The following is a 12,644-nucleotide window of genomic DNA, read 5'->3' on the forward strand; positions in this document are numbered from 1 at the left end:
GTTAGGTTGGATGTTGCTCAGTTATTGGAGATAGAAGCTGATGAGGAGGATAAAAATGGGACGCATAGTATTTTTGACTAATCTGGAACGCCAGAAAGTTATGATGGAGCGGGCACGAGAGAATTTGCTCCAGGAGAACAGACTTAAGCCTGAAGGACGGACGGTTTTATTGCATGACGCCGTCCCCTGGGGTGAGGAATGGGAAAAGACCTTTGCAGCAAGTGATATCGTTTTTTTCACATATATGGGCAGCGGCCTTGATACGGATTTTCTCAAAAAAGCGGCTGAGTTTTTACGCAAGCATAAAATTACGCATGTTATGTTGATCACTGATCCCGGTGTAGATGATTTGCGCTGTGGGATCACGCCGGAAGACCAGGAGACACTGCAAAAATATCTGTCCTATGGTGGCCTTGAAAACTACCACAATCTTTGGTTGTGGTTGAGCAGCAGATTTTGCTGGGAGACTTGTGATTATCAGCTGCCCCAACCCTTGTTGTGGAACGGCATCTACCATCCCAAAGCTGAGCAGCCATTTACAGATATCACAGAATATCGCCGTTTGTTTTGCCGGCCGAACCGGCCTACAGTAGGTATTGTATTTTATCGTGACGAGTGGTTGTGGGGTGACCTGGCATATCAGACCGCTTTGGTGGAGGAAATCGAAGAGCAGGGCATGAACGCTGTTGCGGTATTCACCCATGGTGCTGCAGATCCGGAATTGAAAGCGCCGGGTTTGGCTGAAGCGATGGATGCTTATTTTTATGATGAGGGTAAGGCAACCATTGATGTATTGATCAACACTATAAAATTTTCCCTTACTTGTACAAGGGCGATTGACCTAAAATCCCTGGAGCAGTTAAATGTTCCGGTACTGCAAGTGTATACACTGCTGCGTCCGCGGGAGGAATGGAAAAACTGCCTCGAAGGCATGATGGCGATGGAGATCGCTGTCAGTGTAACCATGCCGGAGTTTGACGGCATTATTCACTCTACACCTGTGGCTGGCAGAGAATATCAGCCTGACGGAAATGCAGTCTATTTGCCGCTTGCGGAACGCATCAATATGGTGGCGCGTAAAGCCAAAAAGTGGGCCAAATTGCGGTATATTGCGAACAGTGAGAAAAAGATCGGCATCATCTTTCATAATTATCCTCCCACCAATGCGAATATTGGCGGTGCAGCAGGATTAGATTCGATTGAGAGTATCCGCCTTTTGCTGGCTGAGATGATGGAAAGAGGCTACCAGGTAGACCGCATTCCTGATGACAGTCAGTCATTTATAAATGAACTGGTGGAGCATGCCACCAATGACCGGACTTATATTACAGATAAGCAGATTCAAGAAGCTGAAAAATTGAGCGAGCAGCAGTACAGGCAGTTCTTTGATTCTTTAGCTGAGGAAACCCAGGCTCATCTGGTGCGTGACTGGGGTTCACCCCCTGGTGATGTATTCCAATATGATGGGAAGCTTCTGGTACCAGGCATGCTGAACGGCAATGTCTTTATCACAGTTCAGCCGCCGCGCGGTTTTGGTGAAGATCCGTCAAAAATTTATCATTCACCTGACTGTGCCCCGACACATCATTATCTTGCCTATTATCACTGGCTGCGTGATATTTGGCAGGCAGATGCCGTCGTTCATGTCGGTACACATGGTTCCTTGGAATGGTTGCCTGGAAAAAGTGCGGCACTGTCGAATCAATGCTATCCTGATCTGTCAATTGGGGACTTGCCGAATATATACCCGTATTGGATCACCGTTATTGGCGAAGGCATCCAGGCCAAACGGCGCGGCGCTGCTTGCCTGATCGGCTATCTCTCTCCCCCGATGAGTAATGCGGGTACCTATGATGAACTGGCTGAACTGGAAAAACTGCTGGACGAATATGTTCATTTTAAACAGAACCAGCCCGATAATGTGGAGGTGATGGTCAAGCTGATCCGGGAGAAGGCGAAGGAGGCCAATTTAGAGGAAGATATCCCTGAACAACCTGATCAGCCCTTTGAAGATTATATCCAGCGCCTGCATGCCTATATTACTGATATCAAGAATATGCAGATCCGGGTGGGGCTCCATTTTCTGGGCTGTCCGCCGCAGGATGAAAGTTTGGTGGAGTACCTGTTGGCGCTGACACGTATGGACAGTGAGGAAATACCTTCCTTGACCCAGACACTGGCCGCTATGTACGGATTTGATTATTATGAACTGCTGGATCAAAGTGGTAAGATGCTGCCCGATGGCAGCAAGACCTATGGAGCTGTGATCGACGAAATTCGTGAGCGCAGCCGCGAAATCATTCTCTTGTTGGCCGAACACAACTTCTCTGTGGATCAGGTGGAAGGTGTCTTGGATTTACCGTGGACCGCTAATTTGAATCAAACCTTGTGCCAACAGCTGTTGTGCGTAGCCCGCTATATGTGCCAAACGTTAGTTCCAAACCTGGAAAAAACAAGGCAAGAAATCACTAATTTACTGGCAGCTCTGGAAGGATGCTATGTGGAACCAGGGCCGGGAGGTGCTCCTACCTGCGGTATGCTGGATGTCTTACCGACAGGGCGGAATTTCTACGGCATCGATCCCCGTACCATGCCCACACCTCCGGCATGGGAAATTGGCAAGACAATGGGAGATCATATCATTGAAAGATATATGGCTGAAGAAGGATGCTACCCTGAAAACGTCGGTATCGTGGTCTGGGCTACCAGCAATGAGCGCAGCCACGGCCAGTGCATAGCTGAATTTTTATATCTATTGGGAGTGCGTCCTGTATGGCAGAGAGGCAGCCAGCGGGTGGTGGACTTAGAGGTTATTCCCATTGAAGAGCTGAAGCGTCCCCGCATTGATGTGACGGCCCGGATCAGTGGACTATTTCGCGACAGCATGCCGATGGCCATCGAATGGATGGACAAGGCAGTCGAACTGGTGGCCAATTTGGATGAAAGTCCGGAGATCAACTATGTGCGCAAACATATGCAGGAAGATGTGCAGAAGATGGAGCAGGAGGGGATGGAGAGCGAGCAGGCCTGGGAACAGGCGAGATATCGTATTTTCGGTGATCCTCCTGGGACCTATGGTGCAGGTATAGGCGATGTATTGGATGCTAAAAACTGGGAGAACATTGATGATCTGGCCAGGGTTTATGTGCGTTGGGGTGGCCATGCCTATGGCGCAAAAGCCAAGGGGGCCTTCTTGCCTGAGTTATTCAGCCGCCGCATGGCTAGTCTTGACGTGACCATTCAAAATCAAGACAACCGTGAAATCAGCATTTTAAACTCGGACGACTATAACGCTTATCATGGCGGCATGATTGCCGCAGTTCGCAGTTTGAAAGGTGAGGCACCGCGCTCGTTCTGCGGTGACAGTTCAGACAGACAAAAAGTAATTACACGCAGTCTGCAGGACGAAATCAAACGCATTTTCCGCGGCGAAGCCATCAACCCCAAGTTTATCGAAGGGATGAAAGAGCACGGGTACAGGGGAGCGGCTGATTTGGCCTGTTATGTGGCGCATAGTTATCAATGGGATGCCACCAGTGATGTGATGGAAGATTGGATGTACGAGAAGTATGCAGAAAAATATGCCTTCGATCAAGAGATGCAGGAATGGATGAAGGAAGTGAACCCCTGGGCGCTGCAGCGGATTGTGGAAAACTTGCTGGAGGCAATACAGCGTGGTTTGTGGGAAGCTGATGAGCAAACCAAACAGGAATTACAAAACCTCTACCTGGATATTGAAGGGGAACTGGAAGACCGCTGTGATATTTGACAAGCCGTTGAAGATGCTGGTGCTGAGTCTGACGGGGCGGTGCAACTTTGCCTGTAAGTATTGTTATGCCGAGGCACATCCCCAGGATATGATGAGCCTGGATACCGCTGTTCAGGCGGTTGATCTGGCGGCAGCCAGCGGTGAGCCCTTTATTCTCCAATTCAGCGGTGGAGAGCCTTTAATGGCTTATGACTTAATGCAGAAGATTATCCACTATGTGCGTCAGCGAGGGATTCGTGCGATTATGCAGGTACAGACAAATGCTTCGCTCTTAAGCAGGGAGAGGGTGTCCTATTTACGCAAAGCAAAGGTGGGCATTGGCATCAGTCTGGATGGCAGACCGAAAATAAATGATCAACTGCGCTGTCTACCCAATGGGAAAGGGACCAGCTGTCAGATAGTGCGCGGTGCCGGATATCTGGCCGCACTGGGGGTGGAGATTGGCATAACCTGTGTCATTGCCAATGAGAATGTCAACCATCTGGCAGGCATAGTAGAGATGGCCCATTATCTGGGGAATGTGCGGCGCATTGGCTTTGATCTGCTGCGCGGCCAGGGACGTGGGGAAATGATGCCTCCGCCCCCGGCGGAGGCAGTTGCAGTAGGACTGTTGGAAGCCTTTCAGACAGCAGAGAAACTGGCCAGGTTTACCGGACGAACTATGCTTATTTCACAGTTGGAACGGGTGGAAAAACTGGCGTGTGGAAGAGTGAGCAAAGGTTTCGGCCACTGCCATGCCATGAACGGAGAGGCGGCTTTTGTAGATGCCAGGGGGAGAATATATGCCTGTTCATCATTGGTTGGAGACGAGGACTTCCGGCTGGGAGATGTGTCAGAGGGTATCGATAAAGCCAGGCAGCAGGCTGTTATGGAGCTGATCCAAAACAGCATGGCGTTTTGCCTGGAATGCCCTGATTTTACCTTATGCGGTGGCGGTTGTTTTTCCCGCTGGTACGGTTCCGGCTGTATCGACAAGGCATATGAGGCGGAATGTGCACTGAAAAAAGTGTGTATCCAGTGGTATCAACAACACAGGGAAACATCAATATGAGAAATGATAATTAACATAATATGGGAGAGGAGAGAAGAAGATGCTGCTCTGCACATTATCAACCGGTGATGCAGTACATAGGTATGATAAAAGAATCGTGATGAGGTTTGAAGAGCCGCGCAAGGTGCTCAGTACTTCAATACTCAACGGGGGCTACCGCGAAGACATGAAAGCAGTCTTCAATCATGACGTCAATACCGGCAATAATACGGAGTGTACTTTGCGTGCTCCCACTTTTGAAGAGCATATGCGGTTGGATGCACAGGATCTGGGTTTTGATCCGGCGACAGTTACCGGCATGGGGACAGCAGCACAGATGGAAAACGTGGCGATCAATATCTGTAAATATGAAAACCTGATGGTAACGGCGATCGTGACCGGTGGCATAGAAGTCAATGGCGGCCGTGTAGGGGATCCCACAGAACATTTTCTTGCTGTCGATAAAAAGATACTGCCTAAGCCGGGGACGATCAATATCATGCTGGTGATCGACGCTGATCTGCCGCCCGGGGTTATGGCTAGAGCCTTGGTGACCTGTACAGAAGCAAAAACAGCGGCAATTCAGGAACTGATGGCCGGCAGCAATTATTCGAATGGCTTGGCGACAGGATCCGGGACCGATCAGACCATTGTCATCGCCAATCCCTCTTCAGAATTGTATTTTGAGGGGGCGGGTAAACACTCCAAATTGGGTGAATTGATTGGCCGTGCTGTTAAACCGGCTGTCAAAGAGGCCTTATTCAGACAGACAGGTTTATCGCCTCAGATGCAGCACAGCGTCTTGCGACGCCTGAAGCGCTTTGGCGTCAATGAAGATACACTGTGGCAGGAGTATTTGGCTGGTAATGGTGCTCATGGTAGTAATGATGTCAAATCACAGTTTATGGAGCGTTTGTCTCAGTTAGACAGAGATCAGCAGTTGGTGACATATACATCCTTGTACGTTCATCTGCTGGATCAGTTTCTATGGGAGCTGTTATCCGGAGAAGAAACCGAACAGGCTGGTAATGAATTGTTGGCCTTGGTTGCCGGCAAGTTTGGCGTTCCACCGACGGTAATTGGCGGATCGAAGCTTGAGGACTATCTTCAGGCATGGGCAGAAATGGTTGTTCAGATTGTAACAGAGAAATTGGAGTGTTGAACCCACTGCAAAAAGTTATTTTCGTTTTTGGTGCCATTATAATAACAACCATCCGCAGTGGTAAACAAAAAACAGTTGGCTCGCAGTGGAATTATTGTTAAACAGCTGAAATATGAAACATGTTTTCTCAGGGGAGATCTATGACTAAAGAGATTAAACTTCTTATTTTGCTGGTTACTGACGACTGTAATCTGCGCTGCAGATACTGTTATGCCAGGGGTGGAGAGAAAAAGGAATATATGTCCTGGGAAACAGCCGGAAAAGCAGTGGATTATGTTGCTGCCAGAAGTAGATCTTTTAAAATACAGTTTTCCGGTGGGGAACCTTTATTAAACTTTCCCCTGGTCAAAAGGGTCATTGAATATGTAAAAATGCGGTGGGGTTCTGCCACCTTCCAATTGCAGACTAATGGAACATTAATTGACCGTGCTGTCGCTCAAGAATTAAAGAATCTTAGAGTACGCCCAGGTGTGAGTCTTGACGGGCCATTAGATTTAAATGATCATTTGAGGCCTTTTGTGGGTGGTGAAGGTTCTACCTCGGCTGTGATGCGAGGTCTGCAGTTCCTGGCTGCAGAGGGAATCAGGGTAGGTTTAACGACAGTTCTGACCGCCGAAAGTGCCCGGACACTGTCACAACTGGTGGATTGGGCTGCTTATGCGGGTAATGTTTACGGGATTTCTCTGGATCTTTTCCGTCCTCTGGGCAGGGGGGTAAAAACTGATCTATCTGTACCCGATCTGAATTTGCTTGAAAGTCAGGTTAGAGCAGCATTACGCAGGGCAGATCAGCTGGTACGGTTAGGGGGACCTCGCGTCAGGTTTCGTGAGCTGGAAAGACTGCGCTATCAAATCACACAGGGAGTGGTCCGAGAAGAATACTGCTACGCCACTACAGGTCAGTGTATGGCGGCAGTGCCTGATGGAGGTATTTATCCCTGTGCGTCCCTGATACTCCCGCATTTCTATCTTGGTAATATTAATGACCAAGACTTTTCTCTGGCAGAGGCTGTTGCTGGGAAGGAATGGATCGGCCGCAAAGCAGAGATGATGACAGGATGCAGGGACTGCCCAGATAGGCTTTTTTGCGGCGGTGGCTGCCTTGCCCGTTCTTATGCTTACACCGGCCGGGTGGACAAACCCTATAAAGGTGACTGCAAATTGAAAAAAACATTTCTGGATTGGGTGAGACAGGATGAGGGTGTATGTTAATTCATCACCTGAACTGATTACATGAAAGTTCGAGCCGGCAACTTGTTAAATCAAGGAGTTAGTGTGTGCAGTGAGTTAGGGTGAAAACATTTTTTGGATGGCGTTTTCAAGTTTGATCATATTAATGACACCAGTTATATTTTATGCCAAATATCTTTTATTTGTTGCAGGAATTTAGATACTGGTAAAGAAATTATAATATACAAGTTAATATTATACAGCTCAGGTTCCTTTGCTAGCGCAAAGGAAAAGAGGGAACCAGGTGAAAATCCTGGACGGTCCGGCCACTGTAAGTGGGAGCTACCTGCAAGGTACGCCACTGGAGAATATCCGGGAAGGCAGCAGGTAAAGCGCTAAACCACAAGTCAGGAGACCTGCCTGTGCTTGAAGGCAGTTTATACCTTCCCATGGAGAGGGTTGCGCCAGGGCATTTTTTATGCCGGGTAATAATTCTAGATTACCTCCAGTCTCTCCTGGGACTGGAGGTTTTTTATGCAGATTATTAGGTGAGGTTGTAAATGAGGTGAAGTAGACGTGTCATCCTGACTGGAGGTTAACAAAGAGTTTGGGGTGGGCTGATGGCGGGAAAAACGGTTTGATTACCAGGTTAAACAGTGAGTTATGCCAGGAATGCCGGTCGACCTGGTTGAGAGGCCATATTTGAACTAATAAGCTTGGAATTGAGAGACTGTATCGATGAGGGGTGGTGATATACATAAATGATCATCATGTTTTATACAGCATAAATGAAGAATAAAACCAAATACTGCCTGGTGGCAAATAGGGAGGAGAGGCAGATTGAAATTAAAGATTAATGAATGTTCCTTTAGCTACAACATCCAGTTGGTATTAGACCATATAAGCATGCAGATCAGCGAAGGAGAAGTAGTGAGTATTATCGGACCCAACGGTTCCGGTAAGAGTACTCTTCTACGCTGTATCTGCAGGGTATTACAGCCCAGAGGGGGTGTTGTTTATTTAAACAATCAAGATGTTGCCCACCTCAAACCACGTGAACTTGCCCGGCTTTTGGGATATGTGCCCCAGAGCGGGGCAGAGGTATTTCCTTTGACTGTGTATGAGGCGGTTCTTCTAGGGAGGAAACCCTATTTAAGCTGGGGGGTGGGGCCTAAAGACAGGGAAATTGTTGACAGGATTTTGCGCTTTATGAAGATCGAGGAGTTTGCACTGAAATATATATCAATGAAATGAGTGGTGGAGAAAAACAGAGGGTATTAATCGCCCGTGCTCTCGCCCAGGAACCGGAGGTGCTTTTGTTGGATGAGCCAACATCCAATCTGGACATCAAGCACCAGTTAGAGGTGCTTGGTTTGATGCAGAAGTTTGCTCATGACGGTGGGATGACCGTGATTATGGTGCTGCATGACTTAAATCTGGCCTCCCGTTTTTCGGATAAATTAGTTCTCATCAATGAAGGAAAAGTATTTGCATCCGGCCCGCCGGCTGCAGTACTCAATCCGGCCAATATCCGTGCTGTTTATGATGTGGAGGCCGATGTTGATCAAAACGGTTTGGGCATCCAGGTGCTTCCTCTTCGTTCTATAAACGAGGATGAGGAAGACATAACCTCACTTTTTGGAGAGCTACCGGTAGAAGAAAGACAATCCAGGGCAGTAAGATGATCACCGATGTAAATACAGGTTGTAATTGAATTTTTAGAAGTAGTTGTGTTTCAAAACAAATAAAAAGGATAATTCCAAGGAGGTTGTGCAAATGAAGAACAAAATTTTAGTAGGTTTAGTGATAATTCTGGCATTCAGCTTGTTTGTTTGTGGATGTGGATCGAGAAAGGGTCCCGACAGTTCTTCACAACAACAAAAAACACCGGTCACCATTACTGATGGGAAAGGCAATCAAGTGGAAATAGTTTGCCCTGTAGACAAGGTTATATCCATTACATCCGGAGCGTCAGAGGTAATTTGTGCCCTGGGCGCTGAAGATAAAATTATTTGCAGGGACGCTAAGTCATTGTTCCCTGCTACATTAGCGAAAATTCCGGAAGTGGCAGAATCATCATATAAACCAAACCTGGAGTTGATAATTGAGAACAATCCCGATGTAGTGGTGGCTGACAGCATGTTTAAGGATGATATGAGAGAAAAACTGGAGGCAGCCGGTATTCCGGTATTAATATATGTAACTTCCGAGGTAGAAACTTTACCGGAAATGATCGAAGATTTAGGAACGGTTTTAGGTAAAAAAGAGCGGGCTCAGGAGTTGATTGATTTCTCCAATAAGTATCACGATCTCATCAAGGAGCGGACAGCAAAACTCACAGAGAAAGAGAAGCCGCAAGTGTACTATGAATGGAATAAACCTTACTACAGCACTAATGCCAGTGGTCCTGCCCATCATCGAATTGAACTGGCAGGGGGTATTAATATTGCAGCCAATGAGCCGGTGAGAAGCCCCACTCTTACTCCGGAGTGGTTGGCAGAGAAGAATCCGGAGCTCATTGTGCGCATGAGCAGCAGGGAAGATTCCCTGGAGCAAATAAAAGAATTGCGTCAGGAAGTGATGAACCGGCCAGGATTGAGTAAAACCACAGCAGTGCAAACAGATAAAGTTTATCTCATGAAATGGGATATTAGTTCAGGTTTACGTTCTGTTATTGGTTCTCTTTACTTTGCCAAGTGGTTTCATCCTGAACTTTTTGCAGATATAGATCCGGAAGCAATACACAGAGAATTATTGAAAAAGTTTTACAATTTGGAACTGGAAGACACTTATGTTTACCCTGAAAAATAGAAGTTAGATGCCGGAAATGATATGCATTAAAGTATTTTTGTGAGGGAGCGCGTTATGAAAGCAGTTGATGTATCGCAGAATGCTGTGCATTCTCCTGATGACCTATACTCACAGTTAACAGCCACAAAAAAATATCTTGTTATTGGTTTGTTGTTGGTTTTGTTCCTCGGAATTTTGGCAGCGATTATTATTGGTAGTGCCAGCGTTGGCCCTAAGGAGGTTTTCCAGGTTATCCTCAGCAGAATTATACCTTCTTATTCCGGAGAGTATTCTGCACTTGCTGAAACGATAATCCTTGATTTGCGCCTGCCCAGAGTTTTTTTGGCGGTTCTGGCTGGATTCTGCCTGGCAGGCTCCGGGGCAGTTATGCAGGGGGTTCTGCGAAACCCCCTTGCTGACCCCTATATTCTGGGCATTTCGGCGGGGGCTTCCTTTGGCGCTGCTCTGGCTGTTGTTTTTGGGGCGAATATCCTGCAAGGTTTGGGGATCTCCAGTATTTACATGATGATCACCAATGCCTTTATTTTTGGGCTGCTGACAATGTTAATGATCTACGGGATTGCCAGTTTGAAAGGGGCCGCTCCGGAAACATTGATTCTGGCTGGGGTAGCCCTTGGCTATCTTTTTTCTGCAGGTGTTTCTCTGCTCAAATATGTTTCTTCCCATGAGCAACTGCGTGAGTTGACAGTTTGGTTGATGGGAGGCCTGTGGGGAGCTAAATGGGAAGCAGTGTTGATACTTTTACCCATTACTGTAGGATGCCTGATCTTTCTCTTGCGTTATGCCTGGGATCTCAATGCCCTGAGCGCCGGTGAGGAGGTGGCAGCCAATCTGGGTGTCAATGTAAAAATACTAAGGAGAAATTGTGCCATTTTTGCTTCGTTGCTGGCCAGTGCCACTGTAGCTTTTACAGGGATCATCGGTTTTATCGGTCTGGTTTCACCGCATGTCTGCCGGTTTATCATCGGCAATGACAACCGCTTCTTGATTCCCTGCTCCTGCTTGATGGGTGCTCTGCTACTATTAGCGGCGGATACGCTTTCCCGGACAATGGTCAGTCCTACGGAAATACCGGTGGGCATTATTACTTCATTGATCGGTGTACCCTTCTTTCTTTACCTGTTGTTTAAGCAGAGCAGGCGTTGGTGGGGGTAGGTATGTTTGAAAGTGCGACGATTACTTGTTTTAAGAGATAGAGGAGGGTTTTAAGGTGTTAAAAGCAGTATTTTTCACAGCAGTGGAGAATGACCTGATTCCCTTGACTACGGCGCTAAAAAGAATCAGAAGCGAAAAGGGACAAGTAATAGATGTTCAGGCCCGCACACGCAGAGATCTGGGCGAAGGCATCCAGTTTGTGCAGTTTAAGGAATTGGCAAAAGAGGCGGATGTGGCAATTTTTCACCTGCACGGGGGTGAGGAGAGTTGTCCCGGTTTTGCAAAGCTCATGGAATACCTGCAGGGAGATGTGAAGGTGCATATCCAGCCGAGCTCTGCTGAAGATATCCCCACTGTGAAAAAATATACAAGTGTTTCACAGGTGATACAGCAGCAGGCAACTGCTTATATGCAGAACGGCGGAATAGATAACTATTATAACCTCTTGCTCTTTCTGGCCAACGAGCTGACCGGGACAGATTTTCCGGTCAAGGAGCCACAAGCCCTCCCCTGGGAAGGCATTTATCATCCTGATTTTGTTGGTGTGCCATCTCTTGATGAATATCTGGAGAAAAAATATAATCCTGGCAGATTAACTGTAGGCCTTTGGTTTCATAGAAATTATTGGGTTAATGGCAATACGGCTTTTGTAGATGCATTAATCAGAGAAGTAGAATCAAAAAATGCCAATGTCATTCCGGTTTTTATGCAGTCTGCCAAGGATGTGAATTTAGGAAATCAGGGTGCTGACGGGGTTGTGGAAAATTTCTTTTTGCGGGAGGGGCGGCCATTAGTTGATGTTTTAATTAATCTGCTTATGTTTTCTATTACCATGAGAGTAGATCGCTCAGAGATTGTATCAAGGGAAAGCAAGGGTATCATGGAGAAATTAGGGGTTCCGTTCATCCAGGGAATCACGACGCTGAATACCAGGGAGGAATGGGAAAATAACCTTCAAGGACTGAACCCCATGGATGTATCGATCAGTGTGGCCATGCCTGAGTTTGATGGCGCCTTGATTACAGTTCCTGTGTCGGCCAGGGAAATTACTGAATTTGACGCTGTGACAGGAGCAAACATCACAAAGTTTATACCTATCCCTGAAAGGGTGGCTAAACTTGTGCGACTCAGCATGCGCTGGGGGCGATTAAGACACCTGCCCAATGAAGAAAAAAAGATCGCTATTATTTTTCATAATTACCCCCCGCGCAATGATAATATCGGGAGCGCTTTTGGTCTGGATTCACCGGCTTCGGTATGGAACATCCTGAATAATTTACAGGAAGCAGGCTACAAGCTGGATTACCTGCCGGAGGATGGGCAGGTATTGATAGAGGATATTTTAGACAGGGTTACCAATGACAGGCGGTGGGCCAGCGCCCAGGAATTAATGCAGCGAGCTGTAGACAGCGTTTCTCCTGAGCAGTACTGCGGTTGGTTCCAGGATCTGCCTGAAGAAGTAAGGGATAAAATGACTGAGTGGCTGGGGGCCAACCCCGGGGGAAGTGTTCTGGCTAACTGGGGAACAAACTTGCTTATTCCAGGACA

7 protein-coding genes, 1 pseudogene and 1 riboswitch are annotated in these 12,644 nt (G+C 47.3%); all 8 genes and pseudogenes read left to right on the forward strand.

What is annotated here, in order from left to right; genetic code table 11:
• Positions 1-55: 55 nt before the first annotated feature.
• On the forward strand, positions 56-3,769 hold the full coding sequence (cobN, locus tag SSCH_RS06915) for a cobaltochelatase subunit CobN (RefSeq protein WP_044664831.1): 3,714 nt from the start codon (positions 56-58) through the stop codon (positions 3,767-3,769).
• Positions 3,759-4,820 (forward strand): radical SAM/SPASM domain-containing protein, encoded by a 1,062-nt coding sequence (locus tag SSCH_RS06920; RefSeq protein ID WP_156972158.1) that lies wholly within the window; start codon positions 3,759-3,761, stop codon positions 4,818-4,820. Before cobN ends, SSCH_RS06920 begins: the two co-directional genes overlap by 11 nt.
• A gap of 40 nt (positions 4,821-4,860) precedes the next feature.
• Positions 4,861-5,961 (forward strand): adenosylcobinamide amidohydrolase, encoded by a 1,101-nt coding sequence (locus SSCH_RS06925; protein ID WP_044664832.1) that lies wholly within the window; start codon positions 4,861-4,863, stop codon positions 5,959-5,961.
• Positions 5,962-6,101: 140 nt separating this feature from the next.
• Positions 6,102-7,172, forward strand: coding sequence for a radical SAM/SPASM domain-containing protein (locus SSCH_RS06930; RefSeq protein ID WP_052835414.1), 1,071 nt, complete (start codon positions 6,102-6,104; stop codon positions 7,170-7,172).
• 207 nt (positions 7,173-7,379) lie between these two features.
• Positions 7,380-7,568, forward strand: a riboswitch (cobalamin riboswitch).
• 468 nt (positions 7,569-8,036) lie between these two features.
• Positions 8,037-8,815 (forward strand): annotated as a pseudogene (locus tag SSCH_RS21390) (ABC transporter ATP-binding protein).
• 91 nt (positions 8,816-8,906) lie between these two features.
• The gene (locus SSCH_RS06940; protein WP_044664833.1) at positions 8,907-9,941 is read left to right on the forward strand and encodes an ABC transporter substrate-binding protein; all 1,035 of its coding nucleotides are present in this window, start codon (positions 8,907-8,909) and stop codon (positions 9,939-9,941) included.
• 39 nt (positions 9,942-9,980) lie between these two features.
• Positions 9,981-11,096, forward strand: a complete 1,116-nt coding sequence (locus SSCH_RS06945) for a FecCD family ABC transporter permease (protein ID WP_232294273.1) — start codon at positions 9,981-9,983, stop codon at positions 11,094-11,096.
• A gap of 55 nt (positions 11,097-11,151) precedes the next feature.
• Positions 11,152-12,644, forward strand: a 1,493-nt coding sequence (locus tag SSCH_RS06950; RefSeq protein WP_044664835.1) for a cobaltochelatase subunit CobN, incomplete at its 3' end; no start/stop codon positions are given.

It is taken from the genome of Syntrophaceticus schinkii (assembly GCF_000946815.1).
Lineage (GTDB): Bacteria > Bacillota > DSM-12270 > Thermacetogeniales > Thermacetogeniaceae > Syntrophaceticus > Syntrophaceticus schinkii.

Excerpts from the sequence above, each read along its gene's own strand:
- cobN (WP_044664831.1), top strand. The coding sequence starts at position 56 with ATGGGACGCATAGTATTTTTGACTAATCTGGAACGCCAGAAAGTTATG.
- SSCH_RS06925 (WP_044664832.1), top strand. The coding sequence starts at position 4,861 with ATGCTGCTCTGCACATTATCAACCGGTGATGCAGTACATAGGTATGAT.
- SSCH_RS06930 (WP_052835414.1), top strand. The coding sequence starts at position 6,102 with ATGACTAAAGAGATTAAACTTCTTATTTTGCTGGTTACTGACGACTGT.
- SSCH_RS06940 (WP_044664833.1), top strand. The coding sequence starts at position 8,907 with ATGAAGAACAAAATTTTAGTAGGTTTAGTGATAATTCTGGCATTCAGC.